The organism is Microbacterium hydrothermale, assembly GCF_004854025.1.
Classification (GTDB): Bacteria; Actinomycetota; Actinomycetes; order Actinomycetales; family Microbacteriaceae; genus Microbacterium; species Microbacterium hydrothermale.
Map to the genome: position 1 here is coordinate 147,551 of NZ_STGM01000005.1, position 17,162 is coordinate 164,712.

The following is a 17,162-nucleotide window of genomic DNA, read 5'->3' on the forward strand; positions in this document are numbered from 1 at the left end:
CGGGTATCCATGGCCGACGTCGCGGAGCGGGCCGGAGTGTCCGCCCAGACGGTGTCGCGCGTCGCGAACGGCAGCCCCCGCGTCGACCCCGCGACGCGCGCCCGGGTCGAGAAGGCCATGGCCGACCTCGGCTATCGCATGCACCGCGCCGCCCGGGCCCTGCGCACCGGCCAGACCTCGACGATCGGGCTCGTCGTGTCGACCCTGGCCACGGTCGGCAACTCGCGCATGCTGCAGGCGATCTCGGAGGCCGCCGCCGAGCGCGACTACGCGCTGGCCGTGGTGACGGTGGGGGAGCGCGGCATCCGCGACGCCTTCGCCCGACTGCGGTCCCAGGGCGTCGACGGCGCCGTGGTCTTGAACGAGGCGACCGAGCTCGCGCGCGACACCGAGCCGCCCGCCGACCTGCACCTCGTGGTGGTGGATTCGCCTCCCGACCCGCGATTCTCGATCGTGCAGACCGATCACGCCGGCGGTGCCCGCGCCGCGACCCACCACCTCCTCGAGCTCGGTCACCCCGTCGTGCACCACCTCGCGGGGCCGGCGCGGTCGTTCGCCGCCGCCGAGCGCGAGCGCGGGTGGCGCGAGGCGCTCGGCGACGCCGGTGTCGTGCCGCCGGAGCCCGTGCGCGGCGACTGGAGCTCGGCATCCGGAAACGCCGCCGTCGGGCGTCTCGCCGACGCCACCGCGATCTTCGTCGCGAACGACCAGATGGCCCTCGGCGCCCTCCGCGCCCTCGCCGACGCGGGTCGACGCGTCCCCGAGGACGTCTCGCTGGTGGGATTCGACGACATCGCGGATGCCGCGGAGTTCCGCCCGCCGCTGACCACCGTCCGCCAGGACTTCGACGCCCTCGGCCGCCGCGCGGTGGCGGCGCTCGTCGAGGCGATCGAGGGCGGAGCGCCGGTCGCCGAGACGGTGGCCGCGGCGGTGGTCACCCGCTCGAGCAGCGGCGTCGCCTGAGGGGCGTCGTCTCGGGATCCCCCGTGACCTTCGACGAGCGGCTCGGCGTGGTCGCCGACGGGATGGCGTTGCGCGCCGGCCTGCTGCCCGAGGGCGAGTGACGCCGGAGGGCGTCGATCCCTTCCTGCGGGCGAGCGGGCGACCGCGGCGCGGCGGGCGGGTGCGGCGCGGATGCGGGCGGTCGGGGCCCGTCGCCGGGCCCCGACCGTGGCGCGGCTCAGCCGTTCCAGGGAGCGATCACGTCGATGATCCACACGACGCCGAACCGGTCGACGAGCTTGCCGTAGAGCGGCGAGAACGCCGACGGTCCGAACGGGGCGAGGATCTCGGCATCCTGACTCAGCCCCTCCCACGCGGCGCGCACCTCGTCCGCGTCGTGGCCGCGGAGGGCGAGGTAGAACGGGTTGACCCCGCGGTCGTGGGGGAGCGAGCGCTGGATGTCGTAGGCCATCACGTGCACGCCGCTCGGGGCGATCATCTCGCCCCAGACGATCTGCTCGCGCTGTTCGGGTTCTTCGGCCGTCTCGCCGTACGGGACGGCGGTCACGGTGCCGCCGAAGACCTCGGCGTAGAAGGCGAGGGCGTCGGCGGCCTGGCCGTCGAAGTTGACGTGGAGGGTGGTGGTGAGGGTCATGGTGCGTCCTGTCTGCAGCCGGGGGATCCCGGATGCGTCCCACTGTTCCGACCGTTGCGGTCAGTGAGCGTCCGCAATTCCGCCGAGAATGGACGCCATGCCGGAGAGCTCCGCCCCGTCGACCTCGCGTCGCCTGCTGTCGCTGCTGACCGTCTTGCAGTCCCGCCGCGACTGGTCGGCGGGGGCGCTGGCCGGGCGTCTCGAGGTCAGCGAGCGCACGATCCGCCGGGATGTCGATCGGCTCCGCGAGCTCGGGTACGACATCGACTCCACCCGCGGGCCCGCGGGCGGATACCGCCTCCGTGCGGGCACGCAGCTGCCGCCCGTGGCCTTCGACGCCGATCAGGCCGTCGCCGTCGCCGTGGCGCTGCGCCTCGCGGCCTCCGGGGGCGGTCCGCTCGCCGACGCCGCCGACGAAGCGCTCAGCGTCCTCTCCCGCCTGTTGCCCGCTCCGCTCGGGCGTCGCGCCCAGCGTTTCGCGGTCGAGACGGTCGCGCCGGCGGGGGCGGTCGGCGTCGATCCCGCCGTGCTGGGCGCGATCGAGGCGGCCATCGACGCGCGAGAGGAAGTGCGCTTCGACTACGGCGGAGCGGAGGGTCCGGTGCGCGTGACCGAACCGCATCACCTGCTGTCGTCCGCGGGACGCTGGTACCTCCTCGGCTTCACCCCCGACCGCGAGGACTGGCGCGTCTACCGCGTCGACCGGATGACAATCAAGAGCCACCGCGGGCGCCCGTTCATCCCGCGCCCGCTGCCCGGCGGGGATCCCGTGCGCTACCTCGAGGGGCGCTTCCGCGGGGGCGACGAGACGGGCCGTTGGCCGTGCCGGGGCGAGATCGTGGTCGCGGCGGCCCGGGCCGAGCTCGAACCGTTCGTGGTCGAGGGCACGCTCGACGACGCGGGAGGCGGGAGGACCCGCGTGTCGCTGGGATCGTGGTCGTGGGGTGCGCTCGCCGCGGAGTGCCTCCGATTCGACCGCCCGATCTCGCACGCCCGCCCCGCCGCGTTGCGGCAGGCCCTGGCCGAGGCCGCGCGCCGCGCCGCGACCGCCGCGGCATCCTGAGCCCGCCCTGACACGAACGCACGACGCCCGCGGATGCCGGAGCATCCGCGGGCGTCGCGGCGAGGAAGGAGCGTTACTTCTTCACGGGGATGGACTGCGACTCCAGGGCGCCGATGGTGGCATCCTGGCCCTTCTGCAGGGCGTCGGCGAGCGTGCCGCTTCCGCTGACCGCGGCCTTGAAGCCGTCGGAGACGTCGGCGTAGGTCTTGGTCATGGTCGGGCCCCACACGAAGTCGGGCGTCACCTCGGTCGCGGCCTTGGCGAAGACGTCGTAGATCTTCTGGCCGCCGTAGAACTCCACACCCTGGGTCAGCGAGGGGAGCTTCAGGCCCTCGGTCGTGGCGGGGTAGATGTTGGCCTCTTCGTTAAGCGCGGTGAGCGCCTCCTCGGAGGTGTTCAGCCACAGGGCGAACTTCGTCGCCTCGTAGGGGTGCTCGCTGCCCTTCAGTACGGCGATCGACGATCCGCCCCAGTTGCCCGAGACCTTGTCACCGGCGTTCCACTGCGGAAGGTCGGCCACGGCCCAGCCGCCCGCGGTGTCGGGAGCGCCGCTCGAGATCGAGTTCGCACCCCAGACGGCGGAGTTCCAGGTCCAGACCTGGCTGGAGTTGTAGGCGTTGTTCCACTCGTCGGTCCACGCGGGGTAGGTCGAGACGAGGTCCTGGTCGATGAGCGACTGCCAGTAGTCGGCGACCTTCTCCGACGCGGGGTCGGTGAGCGAGACGGTCCAGCCGTCCGCGTCGTTGCCGAACCACTGTCCACCGGCCTGCCAGACGAAGCCGGCGAACTGGTTGATGTCGGACTGCGAGAAGTTGGTGATGTAACCGCCGAGCGCGCGGATCTTCTTGGCGGCCTCGGTGTACTCGTCCCACGTGGTGGGGATCGCGATGCCGTTCTTCTCGAAGAGGTCCTTGCGGTAGAACAGCGCCATCGGACCGATGTCCTGCGGGATGCCGTAGACGGCGCCGTCTTCGCCGAGGGCGACCTGGTTCCAGGCCCAACCGACGAACTGGTCCTTCGCCGCGACGACGTCGGAGCATCCGGCGATGTTCTCGACACCGTCCTGCACGAGGAAGTTGGGCAGCGCGTCGTACTCGATCTGGCCGAGGTCGGGGGCGTTGCCGGCCGCGATCTGGTTGAAGAAGTTCTGGTACGTGCCGTTGTTGCCGTTGGGGCCGGTCTGCACCTTGACCTGGATGTCAGGGTTCTCGGTGTTCCACATGTCGACGACCTTCTCGATCCCCGGGATCCACGACGTGAACTCGAGGGTGACGGGGCCGTCAGCGGGGGCGCAGTCGGCTGCGGCGCCGCTGCCGCTGCCGCTGTCGGTTCCGCCGCCGGCGCAGCCGGCCAGGAGCAGAGCCGACAGGGCGACGCCCGAGGTCGCCGCGAGGATTCTGTGCTTCATGCGAATGCCTTTCTCTGGTGTCCCGGACGGGCCATTCCGTCCGGGGTGGAGGCGGCCGGAGCCGCCGAAGGGATCACTTCAGCGCGCCGGTCCCGAGACCGTTGCGCCAGAAGCGCTGGAGGAGCAGGAAGATGACGATGAGGGGGATGACCGACAGCAGGGCGCCGATCAGGACGAGTCCGCGCAGCTCGGGGATCTGGTTGAGCTGGTTGTTCCAGCCGTAGAGGCCGAACACGACGGGGAAGAGCTCTTCGCTGCGCAGCATGATCAGCGGCAGGAAGAAGTTGTTCCAGATGGCGACGAACTGGAAGAGGAACATCGTCACCAGCGCGGGGCTCATGAGCCGCAGGCTCACGGTGAAGAACGTGCGGATCTCGCCCGCGCCGTCCAGTCGGCTCGCCTCGAGCAGCTCGTCGGGCACCGAGGATGCCGCGAAGATGCGCGCGAGGTACACCCCGAACGGGCTGACGAGCGAGGGCAGGAACACCGCCCAGAACGTGTTCGTGAGCTGCACCTGGCTGAAGATGAGGAACAGCGGGAGGGCGAGCGCGGTTGCCGGGACCAGCACGCCGCCGAGCACCACGTCGAACACGAGCTCGCGGCCCGGGAAGCGGTACTTCGCCAGCGCGTAGCCGGCCATCGCGGCCAGCAGCGTCGCGACCGCCCCGCCGAGACCCGCGTACAGCAGCGAGTTGCCGAGCCAGCGCAGGAAGATGCCGTCGCGGTAGGCGAACAGGTCGCCGATGTTCGAGAACAGGCGCATGTCGGCGAACCACAGCGGGTTCGTGGTCAGGATGTCGCCGGTGCTCTTGCTCGAGGCCACGAGCAGCCACCACAGCGGCAGCAGGAAGTAGACCGTGAACACGGCCATGACCAGCATCGCCGAGGTGCGCGAGACGAGGGGTTCGCGGATCGCGCCCGACCGGGAGGCGCCCGCGCGGGTGCCGAGGGGGCTGCGGGAGGTGGTGACGGCGCTCATGCGTTGCCCTTCTTCTGCATCCACTTCATGAAGCCGAACGACAGCACGAAGGTGGTCACGGCCAGCACGACCGAGAACGCCGCGGCGAGGTTGGCGTTGGGGATGGATGCCGTGGCGTAGACGGTCATGTTGGGGGTGAACGTGCTCGTCACGGCGGAGCTGAACGAGCGGAAGACCTGCGGCTCGGCGAGCAGCTGCAGCGTGCCGATGATCGAGAAGATCGCGGTCATGACGATCGCGGGACGCACGAGCGGGATCTTGATCGACCAGGCGATGCGGAACTGGCCCGCGCCGTCGAGGCGTGCCGCCTCGTAGATCTCGCTGGGGATCGACAGCAGCGACGAGTAGATGATCAGCATGTTGTAGCCGACGTAGACCCAGGTGACGACGTTGGCGATCGACCACAGCACGAGGTCGGCGCCGAGGAAGTCGACGTTCTTGGTCAGCGCGGTGAACGGCGACAGGTTGGGCGAGAACAGCGAGCCCCACATGATCGCCGCGATCACGCCCGGAACGGCGTAGGGGACGAAGAAGGCCAGGCGGAAGAACCGCTTGCCCTTCAGCAGGGGCGAGTCCAGCAGGAGAGCGAAGATGAGCGCGAGACCGAGCATGACGGGGACCTGCACGACGCCGAACGCGAGCATGCGCAGCATCGACGCCCAGAACGCCTCGTTCTGGAAGACCAGGGCGTACTGCGCGAGACCGCCGAAGACGAGCTCGGCCTTGCCGAACGTGCCCTCGCGCCGCACGACCAGGAGCGACTGCCCGATGGCGAAGACGATCGGCAAAACGTAGAAGAGGGCGAACAGCACCGCGAACGGCGCGAGCAGGATGACGATCGCGCTCTTGAAGGGCACGCGCGAGCGGCGGGGCCGCGGTGCGCCCGCGCGGTCGGCCCGCACGGGAGCGGGAGCGGTGGTGGTCACGAGGCCTCCTCGATGATGCGGACGGCACCGCCGGCGACGGCGACGGAGCCCTCCACGGTCTCGCCGGTGAGCGCGTCGCGACCGTGCGCCGCGATCTCGACCGACTCGGTGGTGTGGTTGATGACGAACGTGTACGCGCGGTCCTCGCCCGCGCGACGCACGATCTCGACGCCGGGGATCGCGTCGAGGGTGCGGATGCCGGCGGTCGCGGCGATGCGCGAGATCAAGTCGCGGTAGGCGTCTGCGGCGGGCAGGGTCGCGAGGTACCAGGCGGATCCCGCGCCCACGGAGCGACGGGTGCGGGCGGGCAGCCCCGCCGCCGGACCGTCGGTGAAGCGGGCGTCGACCTCGGCGTCGAACGTGCGCAGGCGCTCCGACCACACCGTGCCGGTGCTGCCGTCGTCGAGGGTGACGACCTGCGCGGGTCCGAGGGGGGCGAACTCCTCCGACACGATCCCGAGCAGGTCGCGGAACGCACCCGGGTAGCCGCCGAGGCGGACGCGGTCCTTCTCGTCGACGATCCCGCTCGCGAAGGTGATGACGGCGGTCCCGCCGTCCTCGACGAACCGCGCGAGTCGGTCGGCACAGGCGTCGCGGACGAGGTGCAGGGCCGGCACGACGACCAGGCGGTACGCGGACAGGTCGGCGTCGGCCGAGACGACGTCGGTCGAGACGCCCGCGGCGGTCAGCGCGGCGTGAGCGGCGTGCACCTGGTCGAGGTAGCGCAGGTCTTCGCTGGGACGCCCCTCGTTCTCCAACGCCCACCAGCTCTCCCAGTCGAAGAGCACGGCGGCGTCGGAGGCGACGCGCGTTCCCGCGATCGGCTGCAGGTCGCGCAGGGTGCGGCCCACCTCGAGCACGCTCCGCCACTGGGCGGTCTCGGTCCCGGCGTGCGGGAGGAGCGCGGAGTGGAACTTCTCCGCCCCCTGCGCCGAGGCACGCCACTGGAAGAAGCAGATGCCGTCGGCGCCGCGGGCGACGTGCGAGACGACGTTGCGCAGCAGTTCGCCCTCGCCCTTCGCGAGGTTGTGGGGCTGCCAGTTGACGGCGCCGGTGGAGGTCTCCATCAGCAGCCACGGGGTGCCGGCGGCGAGACCGCGCGTGAGGTCGGCCGCGAACGAGAGTTCGGCGATCGGGTCGGCGAGACGCCGGTCGAGGTAGTGGTCGTTCGCGATGACGTCCATCTCGCCCGCCCACGAGAAGTAGTCGAGAGCGCGGATGTGCGCGGTGACCATGAAGTTGGTGGTGACGGGCGCCGCGCTGCGCAGACGGATGATCTCGGCTTCGGCGCGGTACAGCTCGAGCTGCTGGTCGGACGAGAAGCGCTGGAAGTCGAGCAGCTGGCCGGGGTTGCGCAGCGACAGGGCGGCCATCGGCGGGAGGATCTGGTCCCAGGCGCTGTACCGCTGGCTCCAGAACGAGGTGCCCCACGCCGCGTTGAGCTCGGCGAGCGAGCCGTAGCGCGCCTCGAGCCAGGAGCGGAACGCCACGGCGCTGGCGTCGCAGTAGCAGAGGGCGTTGTGGCATCCGAGTTCGTTCGAGACGTGCCACATGGCCAGGGCGGGGTGGTCGGCGTAGCGCTCGACGACGCGGCGGCTGAGCTCGGCGGCGTAGGCGCGGAAGATCGGCGAGCTCGGGCAGTAGGCCTGGCGGCCTCCGGGGAAGCGACGCGTGCCGTCTTCGGCGACGGGCAGGATCTCGGGATGCCGCGCGGTCACCCACGGGGCGGGCGAGGCGGTCGCGGTGCCGAGGTTGACCCGGATGCCGTTCGCGTGGGCGAGGTCCATGAGCTCGTCGAGCTCGTCGAAGCTCCACACGCCGTGGTCGGGGTTGATCCACGACCAGCCGAAGATGTTGACGGCCACGAGACCCACGCCCGCCTCGCGCATGAGGCGCATGTCGTCGTCCCAGACGGCGCGATCCCACTGATCGGGGTTGTAGTCGCAGCCGAAGACGAGACCCTCGCGGGTCAGGGCGTCCAGCGCGCCGCCCTCGCGGGTCGGGTCGGTCGCACGATCGCTCTCGCGATCGAGCGGGGCCAGATGATCGACGGCAAGCATCCGGTGGGCGCTCCTTTGCGTGGTTCTGTGAACGTGCACACACTCGGCATCCGAAAATCCGGAGTTAAATGTGTGAACGTGCACATACTGACACGGCGTCACGCGATCGTCAACTTCCCGCTGCCGCTAGGCTGACCCTCATGACGCCTCCTCCGCCCGGGCGCCGGCGCAGCACGGTGCATGACGTGGCGAAGGCCGCGGGGGTGTCGAGGGGGACGGTGAGCCGCGTCCTGAACGGCGGCTACGTCTCGGAGCACGCGCGAGAGGCCATCCAGTCGGCCATCCGCGAGGTCGGCTACGTGCCCAACAACGCCGCCCGCACCCTGGTGCGACAGCGCACGCAGGCGGTCGGGTTCATCGTGCACGAGCCGCACTCGCTCTTCCTCGAAGATCCCAACATCGGCGGCATCATGCTCGGCGCCAACACAGCGCTGTCTAAGGCCGACTATCAGATGGTGTGCGTCGTCGTCGACACCGACCGCGACACCGACCGCGTCGCGCGTTACCTCAGCGGCGGCTTCGTCGACGGGGCCGTGATCGTCTCGGCCCGTCACCACGACCCCATCACCGACGTCGTCGAACGACTGGGCCTCCCGGTCGCATACGTCGGGCACCCGCCGGGGATCTCGCGGCCGTGGGTGGGCATCGACAATCTCGGAGCGGCCCGCGCGATCACCCGTCAGCTGCGCGAGACCGGCCGTCGTCGCATCGGCATGATCGCCGCCGCCCTCGACCGCGACTCGGGCAGCGATCGGTTGGCCGGGTTCCGCGAGGCCCTCGGCGACGACTTCGACCCCGACCTCGTGGAGCCGGTGCCGCTGTACGCCTTCGCCGACGGCGAGGCGGGCATGCGCCGGCTGCTCGAGCGCGCGCCCGACCTCGACGCCGTCTTCGGGGCATCGGATGCCGTGGCGGCGGGCGCCGTGCAGGCCTTGCGCGCGGCGGGGCGGCGTGTGCCCGACGACGTCGGTGTCGTGGGATTCGACGACAGCGCGTGGGCGCTGCGCACCGACCCGCCGCTCAGCACGGTCGACCAACCCGCCGAGGGACTCGGGGCCGCGGCGGCCGAGGCCGTGCTGCTGCAGTTGTCGGGCGGCGTCGCCGACGCCGACGGCATCCTTCTCGACGCTCCGGTCGTCTGGCGCGGGTCGGCGTAGGCCTTCCCCGGCGCCCTCAGCCGGCCGCGGCCCAGGGCATCGGGCGCTCGGCGTCGCGCGAGCTGTCGTCGGGGATGCGGGGCAGGGCCTCCCCTCCCGCGCGGATGCACAGCCAGCGCAGCTCCCCGGGGCTGTCGGGGAGGGCGCGCCAGACGCGCCACACGCCCTGTCCGACGCGGACGACGCTGCCGGGACCGACGTCCACGACGTCATCGTCGAGGCCCATCTGCCCGCGTCCCTCGAGGAAGACGTAGAGCTCCTCGACCCGGCTGTGCGCGTGCCAGTAGCCCGCGTCCTCGCCGGGGAGGAGGGCATTCGCCGTCATGCCGATGTACTGCATCGCCAGCTCGTGGTCGACCACGCGCCGTCCGTCGCGGGAGCGCTCGGGGACGAACCCGCCGAAGTGGGCGCGCCAGGCATCCATCGCGCCGATGTCGGTGATCTCGTAGTCGGTCATGGCCGTTCGCTCTCTGTAGTGGGGGTGGAGACCTGCCAGCCGTCGGCGGTGCGACGGTAGATCGTGCGCCGGTGTCGGCGATCGGGGGAGCCCTCCCAGAACTCGACGCGGTCGGGGATCAGCCGCCACAGCACCCACCCGCCGGGGGTGATCCCGTCGCGAGCGGCGGCGGATCGCGCGGCGAGGTCGGCCGCGGACTCCTCCGCCGACGCTTCGTTCACCCGACCGCGCACGCGCACGGAGCGGAGCACCGGAGGCCACCAGAACGTCAGGGCCGCAGCGGACCGCGCGGCGAGCTGCTCGGCTTTGGCGGAGTCCCGCGGTCCCGCGAAGGCCCAGCCGCGGGGGCCGACGTCTTTGAGGATGAGCACGCGCGCGTCCGGGATGCCGTCGGCATCCACCGTCGAGAGGGTGGCGCCGTGCGCCTCGGCGACGCCCGCGTCGACGGCCGCGCGGATCCAGCGCTCGAACAGCGGCTCCGGCGCGTCGGGCGGGGGTGCGGCATCCGGGAGCGGAGCCGTGCCGGTGAGCGAGGGGAGCGAGCGGAGCCAGGCGGCCATCGTCATCCCTCCATCCTGCTCCTCCCGGGCGCGGCCGTCGCTCGAGGCCCGTCGGCGAGGCCGGTCGGCGACGGACGCCGGCCCCGCGCGCCCGCCGTCGCGACGCCCACGCGCGAACAGGCGACCCTCCGAGCGTGTCGTCGACGGGTCGCCTGTGCCGAGAGGGGGTGGGCCTACTCCTCGAGCTGGCCCAGCGACGGCTCCGCGACGAAGCGCGCGACCGGTTCGAGAGCGTGCTCGAGCTCGAGCACGACGATCTCGTTCGCGCCCGCCCGGGTCGCCGGACCCGGCACGTAGAGGGTGTTCTGGGGGACGTTGTTCCAGTAGCGACCGAGGAAGAAGCCGTTGACGAACGCGTAGCCCTTGCCCCACGCCGCGGTGTCGAGGAACAGGTCGGCCGGGGCGTCGAGGTCGAACGATCCGCGCAGGAACGCCCGGCCGACGGCACCGGTGCCGCTGCCCTCGACGGTGTCGAGGTCGACGGGAGTGGCGGTCCATCCGGTCAGCGGTTCACCGTTCAGCGTCACCTCGCCGATGAGCCCCTTGGGCTCGCCGAGACGGTCGGCGTAGTTCACCCGGCCCTGGTCCTCCACGAGCACCGTGAGCCGGGATCCGGCCGGGAGGGTGAGGGCCCGCTCGTGCAGGCTCCGCGAGAGGCGGCCGACGGGGGTGCCGTCGACGTGGACCCAGGCCAGGTCGCGCACCTCGTCGAACACGAGCGCCGCGGGACCGGTGAAGGCGGGCAGGTCGACGTCGTAACGCACGAGCGGGCCGAGGTGGCCGAGCTGCTCGAAGCTCGCCGGCGCCGGACGCGGCGAACCGTCGACGGCCGGCATCCAGTCGCCCTCGCCCGAGAGCGAGACGGTGAACGCGGGTGCCGCCGGTCGCGGTGCGGGCACGTCGGCGGGCACGGGCGCGTACTTCGCGATGACCTCGCGGAACGCGTGGAACTTCGCCGTCGGATGACCCGACTCGTCGATGGGGGCGTCGTAGTCGTAGGACGTGACGATCGGGTCGAAGCGTCCCTTGTCGTTCGCGCCGTTCGTCGTGCCGAAGTTGGTCCCGCCGTGCACCATGTAGATGTTCACCGAGGCCCCGGCCGCGAGCAGCACGTCGAGATCGTGGGCGGATGCCGCGGGGTCGGTCGTGTGGTGGATGCTACCCCACCAGTCGAACCACCCGTCCCAGAACTCGCTGCACATCAGCGGTCCCGTGGGCTGGTGCTCGCGGAGGGTCTCGAGGCGCTCGGCGGAGCGCGAGCCGAACGAGCCGGTGAGGTGCAGCTCGGGCAGGCTCCCCGCCTCGAGCATCCACGGCATCGGCTGGTCGACGGTGGTCAGCGGCACCGTGATGCCGGCCTCCTTCGTCACGCGCACGAGCTCGCGCAGGTACTCCTTGTCGGAGCCGTACGCGCCGTACTCGTTCTCGATCTGCACGAGCACGACGTTGCCGCCGCGGTCGATCTGGCGGGGGGCGACGATCTCGTACACCCGGCGGAGGTACGCGGTCACGGCCTCCACGAACTGCGGCTCGGAGCGGCGGATGCCGATCCCCGGCGTCGAGGTCAGCCACACCGGGAGCCCGCCGTTGTGCCACTCCGCGCAGATGTAGGGCCCGGGGCGCACGATCGCGTGCAGTCCCTCGTCGGCGATCAGGTCGAGGAAGCGTCCGAGGTCGTTCCAGCCCGTGGCATCCCACTCGCCCTTCACCGGCTCGTGCGCGTTCCACGCGACGTAGGTCTCGATCGTGTTGAGGCCCATCGCCCTGGCGGTGCGGATGCGGTCGGCCCAGTGCTCGGGATGGATGCGGAAGTAGTGCAGCGTGCCCGAGATGACCTGGTGCGGTCGTCCGTCGAGCAGGAAGTCGGTCTCGCCGAGGGAGAAGGTCGTCACGATGTCTTTCGGTATCAGTCGGTCAGGCGCGCGGTCAGGCGCACCCAGGCGAGGGCGGGGAGGGTGAAGCGCAGGATGCCGTCGGCTCCGACCTCGACGGTCAGGGGAGCGGGCGCAACGGGTTCGGCGTCGGCGGAGTTGGTGGTGTGACGGTCGCCGCCGTCGGGGATCGTGATCACGACGGCGTCCACATCGGCGATCGGGCCCAGATCGAGCTCGACGTCTGTGGGAGCGTCGAGGTCGCGGTGCGCGAGGAACACCGCGACGGTGTCGCCGTCCACTGTGGCGACCGCGTCGACCGCGTCCACCGCGCCGTGGCGGGCCGTGTCGATGGTGGCGCCCTCGACGCGCGGGAGGACCACGCGACCGGATGCCGCCTTCGCGGTGAGCGCGAACGGGTGGAACGTGCTCTGGCGCCAGGCCGCGCCCCCGCCGGGCTCGGTGCGGATGGGGGCGATGACGTTGACCAGCTGCGCGAGGTTGGCCATCGAGACGCGGTCGGAGCGGCGGATGAGCGTGATGAGCAGGGAGCCGACGACGACGGCGTCGGTGACGGTGTAGTCGTCTTCGATCAGGCGCGGCGCGATCGGCCAGTCGCCGGTGAAGACGCGGGGCTTGTCGACCTCGTTCCAGCGGGTCTGATTCCACACGTTCCACTCGTCGACGCTGATGCCGATGGTCCCGCCGTCGGGGGTCGTGGCGCCGACCTCGTCGATGATGTCGACGACGTCGGAGATGTAGCGGTCGAGGGCGGTGCCGCTGGCGAGGAAGCTCGCCGGGTCGGCCGGGTCCTCCTCGTAGTAGGCGTGCACCGAGATGTGGTCGACGAGGCCGGCGGTGTGGCGCAGCACGGTGCGCTCCCACTCGCCGAACGTGGGCATCTCGTGGTTCGAGCTGCCGGCGGCGACGAGCTCGACGTCCGGGTCGATGAAGCGCATCATGCGGGCGGTCTCGGCGGCGAGGCGGCCGTACTCGTCGGCGGTCTTGTGGCCGATCTGCCAGGGGCCGTCCATCTCGTTGCCGAGGCACCAGAGGCGGACGCCGAACGGCTCGTCGCGTCCGTTCGCGCGGCGTCGGTCGCTGAGCTCGGTCCCGGCGGGGTGGTTCGCGTACTCGAGCAGGTCGGCGGCTTCGGCGACGCCGCGCGTGCCGAGGTTCACCGCCTCCATGACCTCCAGGCCCGCGGCATCCGCCCACTCGGCGAACTCGTGCAGGCCCACCTGGTTCGTCTCGGTGCTGTGCCACGCGGCATCCAGGCGCACGGGACGCTCGTCGCGGGGGCCGACACCGTCTTCCCAGCGGTAGCCCGAGACGAAGTTGCCGCCCGGATAGCGCACGACCGTGGCGCCCAGTTCGCGCACGAGCTCGAGCACGTCGGCTCGGAACCCGGACGCGTCGGCGGTGGAGTGACCGGGGGAGTGGATGCCGTCGTACACGCAGCGGCCCATGTGCTCCACGAAGGAGCCGAACAGGCGGCGGGGGACGTCGGCTCCGACCGCGGCGCGGTCGACGACGATGCGGGTGGGGGAGGTCATTCGGGTTTCTCCTGGTGGGAAGAGGAAGGGGCGGGTCGCACGACAGATGCGACCCGCCCCCGCGACAGTGTTACTTGTTGACCGAGAAGCCCTGGTCGTTGCCGTACTGCACGAGCTGGTCCTGCCACGCGCTCAGGCCCGCGTTCAGGTCGCCCTTGGTGGCGTAGGCCTGGCCCACGGTGTCGTTGAAGATGCTGTTGGCGTAGACCTGGTAGGGCAGGTAGCTCCAGCCCTCGCGCACCTCGCCCGAGGCCTGCGTGAGGACCTCGTTGATCTTCTGGCCGCCGAAGTAGTCCGAGGCCTTGTCGACGAACGCCGAGTCGCTCAGCTGAGCGGTCGTGGACGGGAAGCCGCCCGACTCGGCGAAGATCTTCAGGCTCTCCTCGTCGTTGTTGAGCCACTTCAGGAAGCCCGCGGCCAGGGCCGGGTTCTTGCTCTGCTTGGTGACCGCCTGGCCGCCGCCGCCGTTCTCGGCCGTCACGGCCTTGCCGTCGTAGGTGGGGATGGGGGCCACGGCCCACTTGCCGGCGCCGTCGGGAACCGAGGACTCCAGCACACCCGGCATCCAGGCACCGGTCACGAGCGAGGCGATCGAGCCGTCACCGAGGCCCTTGAACCACTCGTCGCTCCAGCTCGGGGTGTCGGAGATGAGGCCGCCCTCGATGAGGCGGTTCCAGTTGTCGGCGAACTTCTTCGATCCGTCGTCCTGGAGGTCGATCTTCACGTCGGTTCCGGCATCGCCCGAGGTCGTGAACGGGGTGCCGCCGGCCTGCCAGATCATGCTGGTGGTGAAACCGGCGTCGCCGGTGTCGGCGGTGATGTACTTCGTCGGGTCGGCCGCGTGCAGCTTCTGCGCGGCGGCGTAGTAGTCGTCCCACGTGGTGGGGACCGCGATGCCGTACTGGTCGAAGACGGCCTTGTTGTAGAACAGGGCCATCGGGCCGGAGTCCTGCGGCAGGCCGAAGATCTTGCCGTCGAAGTCGACCGAGCCCCACGTGCCGGAGCTGTAGTCGCCCTTCAGGTCGCCGAAACCGTACGACGACAGGTCGACGAGCGAGTCGGACAGGGCGAACTGCGGGAACGCGTAGTACTCGATCTGCACGACGTCGGGGGCGCCCGAGCCGGCCTTGATCGCGTTCTGCAGCTTGGCGTACTCGTCCTTGTTCGTGCCGGCGTTGACGTAGTTGACCTTGACGTTGGGGTACTTCGCCTCGAACGCCTTGACCTGGGCCTCGGCGGACGGGGTCCACGACCAGTACGTGATCTCGCCGCCGGCCTCGAGGGCCTTCTCGATGTCGTCGGCCGAGCCCGCGGCGGCGCCGCCGCCGGTGCTGCCGCCCGAGCAGGCGGTGAGCGCGGCCACCGACAGGGCGGTCGCGGCGACGGCGAAGACGGTCCGCCGCGCGGCGGAGCCGGAACGCATGAATGTCATCGGATTCCTCTACTTCGTTGTTGTGGATGTGGTGCGGTTGCAGGTGCGACGCCCCGCGGACGGGGAGCAGCGGTGAGGGGGAGTCAGGGGATCACTGCTTGACGCTGCCGGCGCTCAGGCCCGACTGCCAGAAGCGCTGCAGCACGAGGAACGCGGCGACGATCGGGATGATCGACAGCAGGGCCCCGGTGATCACGAGGTTGTAGATGGGCTGCGCGGCGACACCGGTCGCCTGCGCGTTCCACTGGTTCAGGCCGACCGTCAGCGGGTACCACTGGGGGTCGCTGAGCATGATGAGCGGCAGGAAGTAGTTGTTCCAGGTCGCGACCACCGCGAACAGCAGCACCGTGACGATGCCGGGGGTCAGCAGGCGGATCGAGATCGTGAAGAACGTGCGGAACTCGCCCGCTCCGTCCATGCGCGCGGCCTCGAGCAGCTCGGTCGGGATCGCGTCGGTGGCGTAGACCCAGATGAGGTAGAGGCCGAAGGGGCTGATCAGCGAGGGGATGATGATCGCCCACGGGGTGTTGGTAATGCCCAGCTGGCTGAACAGCAGGAACGTCGGCACCGCCAGGGCGGTTCCGGGCACCGCGATCGCGCCGAGCACGACGGCGAACACCGCCTTGCGGCCGCGGAAGTTGTACTTGGCCAGACCGTACCCGGCGAGGGTCGCCAGGAGGGTCGCGCCGCCCGCGCCGACCACGACGTAGAGCAGCGTGTTGCCGAGCCACCGCAGGAAGATCCCGTCGCGATAGGTCAGGGTCTGGGCGATGTTGTCGAACAGGGCGAAGCTGTTGCCGGGGCCCAGGCCGAAGGTGGTGAACAGGTCGGGCTGCGTCTTCGTGGCGTTGATGAGCAGCCACGCGAGCGGAACGAGCGTGTAGAGCAGGTACAGGCCCATGACGATGCTCAGCACGAGCGACTTCTTGCCCTGGGTGGGGGAGCGGCGCGCCAGGCGCGGCGCGCGACGCGGGGTCGTCACGGCGACGGTGTCGGTACGGGGTGCGGTCGCGGTGGTCATCGCGCCTCCTGACGTGAGCCGCGCAGCTGCACGACGTAAGCGATGACGGCGGTGATGACGCCCATGATGATCGCGATCGTGGCCGCGTAGTTGTACTGCTGTCCGGCGAAGGACAGGTTGTAGGCGTACATGTTCGGCGTGAAGTACGTCGAGATCGTGTTCGGCGCCAGCGGCTTGAGGATGTTGGGTTCGTTGAAGAGCTGGAAGCTGCCGATGATCGAGAAGATCGTGGCGATCACGATCGCGCCGCGCACGGCGGGGATCTTGATTGAGAAGATCGTGCGCCACGCGCCCGCCCCGTCGATGGATGCCGCTTCGTACAGCTCGTTCGGGATCGTCTTCAGCGCGGAGTAGAAGATGAGCATGTTGTAGCCCACGAACTGCCACGTGACGATGTTGCCGATCGAGACGAGCATCCACTCCGGGAGGAAGGGCTGCACGAACTGACCGCCCAGCAGGTCGTTGAGGTTGCGGGTGAGCCCGAACTGGTCGCCGTAGATGTAGCCCCACATGAGCACGGCGACGACCGCGGGCACGGCGTAGGGCAGGAAGATCACGATGCGGTAGAAGCCCGCGGCGTGCAGACGCGCGCTGTCGATCGCGAGGGCGGCGGCGAGGGCCAGCAGCAGCATGATCGGCACCTGCACGACGAGGAAGATCGCGACGCGACCCAGGCCGTCCCAGAACTGGGGGTCGTTGAAGGCCGTCACGTAGTTCGCGAAGCCGACGAACGCGTTGCCGCCGATGAGCTGGTCGCGGAAGAGGCTGAGGTAGATCGAGTACGCGAGCGGCGCGAGGAACACCAGGGCGAACACGATCGCGAAGGGCGCGACGAACAGCCAGCCGCGGTCGTCGATTCGGGTGCGCCGCTTGCGCCGGGGGGTGCGCAGGGCGGGCGGGGGTGCCGCGGTGGTCGTCATCGTCCGGTGCCTCTTCGTCGGTGCGCATCTCGGCCGGGTCGTCGAGATGTTGACGTAAACATAACTCCGTCGCGCTAGTGTGTCAACGTCAACATCCCAAGGGGGCACACGTGAGCGAGACGACGACGTCGACCGCGATCGAGACCGCGATTCCG

General features: G+C 70.6%; 15 protein-coding genes. 3 read left to right on the forward strand and 12 right to left on the reverse strand.

Going from position 1 to position 17,162, the window contains the following annotated elements:
- Nucleotides 1-9 precede the first annotated feature (9 nt).
- Nucleotides 10-963 carry a LacI family DNA-binding transcriptional regulator gene (locus FB047_RS11510; protein WP_167494222.1) on the forward strand — a complete coding sequence of 318 codons (954 nt, stop codon included), beginning with the start codon at nucleotides 10-12 and terminating at the stop codon, nucleotides 961-963.
- A 217-nt stretch (nucleotides 964-1,180) separates the two neighbouring features.
- Here the strand turns inward: FB047_RS11510 and FB047_RS11515 are convergent, their stop codons facing one another.
- Complete coding sequence (locus FB047_RS11515) at nucleotides 1,181-1,597, reverse strand: VOC family protein (protein WP_136587343.1); 417 nt, start codon at nucleotides 1,595-1,597, stop codon at nucleotides 1,181-1,183.
- A 97-nt stretch (nucleotides 1,598-1,694) separates the two neighbouring features.
- Between FB047_RS11515 and FB047_RS11520 the strand changes: the two genes are divergently transcribed.
- On the forward strand, nucleotides 1,695-2,660 hold the full coding sequence (locus FB047_RS11520) for a helix-turn-helix transcriptional regulator (RefSeq protein ID WP_136587344.1): 966 nt from the start codon (nucleotides 1,695-1,697) through the stop codon (nucleotides 2,658-2,660).
- Nucleotides 2,661-2,733: 73 nt separating this feature from the next.
- Here FB047_RS11520 and FB047_RS11525 read toward each other — a convergent pair whose 3' ends face one another.
- The 4 genes from FB047_RS11525 to FB047_RS11540 all read right to left on the reverse strand — a co-directional run bounded on the left by FB047_RS11525 (nucleotide 2,734) and on the right by FB047_RS11540 (nucleotide 8,033).
- Nucleotides 2,734-4,068: an ABC transporter substrate-binding protein gene (locus FB047_RS11525; RefSeq protein ID WP_136587345.1), complete on the reverse strand. Its 1,335-nt coding sequence runs from the start codon at nucleotides 4,066-4,068 to the stop codon at nucleotides 2,734-2,736.
- A 73-nt stretch (nucleotides 4,069-4,141) separates the two neighbouring features.
- On the reverse strand, nucleotides 4,142-5,047 hold the full coding sequence (locus FB047_RS11530) for a carbohydrate ABC transporter permease (RefSeq protein ID WP_205822936.1): 906 nt from the start codon (nucleotides 5,045-5,047) through the stop codon (nucleotides 4,142-4,144).
- Entirely contained in the window at nucleotides 5,044-5,973 is a 930-nt protein-coding gene (locus FB047_RS11535; RefSeq protein WP_136587346.1) for a carbohydrate ABC transporter permease, read from the reverse strand. Before FB047_RS11535 ends, FB047_RS11530 begins: the two co-directional genes overlap by 4 nt.
- Nucleotides 5,970-8,033 (reverse strand): beta-galactosidase, encoded by a 2,064-nt coding sequence (locus FB047_RS11540; protein WP_136587347.1) that lies wholly within the window; start codon nucleotides 8,031-8,033, stop codon nucleotides 5,970-5,972. The genes FB047_RS11535 and FB047_RS11540 overlap by 4 nt, the downstream gene beginning before the upstream one ends.
- Before the next feature lie 140 nt (nucleotides 8,034-8,173).
- Between FB047_RS11540 and FB047_RS11545 the strand changes: the two genes are divergently transcribed.
- Nucleotides 8,174-9,190, forward strand: a complete 1,017-nt coding sequence (locus tag FB047_RS11545; RefSeq protein WP_136587348.1) for a LacI family DNA-binding transcriptional regulator — start codon at nucleotides 8,174-8,176, stop codon at nucleotides 9,188-9,190.
- A gap of 16 nt (nucleotides 9,191-9,206) precedes the next feature.
- Here the strand turns inward: FB047_RS11545 and FB047_RS11550 are convergent, their stop codons facing one another.
- The 7 genes from FB047_RS11550 to FB047_RS11580 form a co-directional block, all read right to left on the reverse strand.
- The gene (locus FB047_RS11550; RefSeq protein ID WP_136587349.1) at nucleotides 9,207-9,647 is read right to left on the reverse strand and encodes a cupin domain-containing protein; all 441 of its coding nucleotides are present in this window, start codon (nucleotides 9,645-9,647) and stop codon (nucleotides 9,207-9,209) included.
- Entirely contained in the window at nucleotides 9,644-10,213 is a 570-nt protein-coding gene (locus FB047_RS11555; protein WP_136587350.1) for a pyridoxamine 5'-phosphate oxidase family protein, read from the reverse strand. Before FB047_RS11555 ends, FB047_RS11550 begins: the two co-directional genes overlap by 4 nt.
- 167 nt (nucleotides 10,214-10,380) lie before the next feature.
- Nucleotides 10,381-12,099, reverse strand: a complete 1,719-nt coding sequence (locus FB047_RS11560; RefSeq protein ID WP_136587351.1) for a glycoside hydrolase family 35 protein — start codon at nucleotides 12,097-12,099, stop codon at nucleotides 10,381-10,383.
- A gap of 14 nt (nucleotides 12,100-12,113) precedes the next feature.
- A complete protein-coding gene (gene arfA / locus FB047_RS11565; protein ID WP_136587352.1) occupies nucleotides 12,114-13,634 on the reverse strand; it encodes an arabinosylfuranosidase ArfA in 1,521 nt (506 codons plus the stop codon).
- Nucleotides 13,635-13,704: 70 nt separating this feature from the next.
- Nucleotides 13,705-15,066: an ABC transporter substrate-binding protein gene (locus FB047_RS11570; protein ID WP_420812653.1), complete on the reverse strand. Its 1,362-nt coding sequence runs from the start codon at nucleotides 15,064-15,066 to the stop codon at nucleotides 13,705-13,707.
- 91 nt (nucleotides 15,067-15,157) lie between these two features.
- Nucleotides 15,158-16,087 (reverse strand): carbohydrate ABC transporter permease, encoded by a 930-nt coding sequence (locus FB047_RS11575; RefSeq protein ID WP_205822938.1) that lies wholly within the window; start codon nucleotides 16,085-16,087, stop codon nucleotides 15,158-15,160.
- On the reverse strand, nucleotides 16,084-17,007 hold the full coding sequence (locus tag FB047_RS11580; protein WP_136587353.1) for a carbohydrate ABC transporter permease: 924 nt from the start codon (nucleotides 17,005-17,007) through the stop codon (nucleotides 16,084-16,086). Before FB047_RS11580 ends, FB047_RS11575 begins: the two co-directional genes overlap by 4 nt.
- Between the last annotated feature and the right edge of the window lie 155 nt (nucleotides 17,008-17,162).

Excerpts from the sequence above, each read along its gene's own strand:
- FB047_RS11510 (WP_167494222.1), top strand. The coding sequence starts at position 10 with ATGGCCGACGTCGCGGAGCGGGCCGGAGTGTCCGCCCAGACGGTGTCG.
- FB047_RS11515 (WP_136587343.1), bottom strand. The coding sequence starts at position 1,597 with ATGACCCTCACCACCACCCTCCACGTCAACTTCGACGGCCAGGCCGCC.
- FB047_RS11520 (WP_136587344.1), top strand. The coding sequence starts at position 1,695 with ATGCCGGAGAGCTCCGCCCCGTCGACCTCGCGTCGCCTGCTGTCGCTG.
- FB047_RS11525 (WP_136587345.1), bottom strand. The coding sequence starts at position 4,068 with ATGAAGCACAGAATCCTCGCGGCGACCTCGGGCGTCGCCCTGTCGGCT.
- FB047_RS11530 (WP_205822936.1), bottom strand. The coding sequence starts at position 5,047 with ATGAGCGCCGTCACCACCTCCCGCAGCCCCCTCGGCACCCGCGCGGGC.
- FB047_RS11540 (WP_136587347.1), bottom strand. The coding sequence starts at position 8,033 with ATGCTTGCCGTCGATCATCTGGCCCCGCTCGATCGCGAGAGCGATCGT.
- FB047_RS11545 (WP_136587348.1), top strand. The coding sequence starts at position 8,174 with ATGACGCCTCCTCCGCCCGGGCGCCGGCGCAGCACGGTGCATGACGTG.
- FB047_RS11550 (WP_136587349.1), bottom strand. The coding sequence starts at position 9,647 with ATGACCGACTACGAGATCACCGACATCGGCGCGATGGATGCCTGGCGC.
- FB047_RS11555 (WP_136587350.1), bottom strand. The coding sequence starts at position 10,213 with ATGACGATGGCCGCCTGGCTCCGCTCGCTCCCCTCGCTCACCGGCACG.
- arfA (WP_136587352.1), bottom strand. The coding sequence starts at position 13,634 with ATGACCTCCCCCACCCGCATCGTCGTCGACCGCGCCGCGGTCGGAGCC.
- FB047_RS11570 (WP_420812653.1), bottom strand. The coding sequence starts at position 15,066 with ATGACATTCATGCGTTCCGGCTCCGCCGCGCGGCGGACCGTCTTCGCC.
- FB047_RS11575 (WP_205822938.1), bottom strand. The coding sequence starts at position 16,087 with ATGACCACCGCGACCGCACCCCGTACCGACACCGTCGCCGTGACGACC.
- FB047_RS11580 (WP_136587353.1), bottom strand. The coding sequence starts at position 17,007 with ATGACGACCACCGCGGCACCCCCGCCCGCCCTGCGCACCCCCCGGCGC.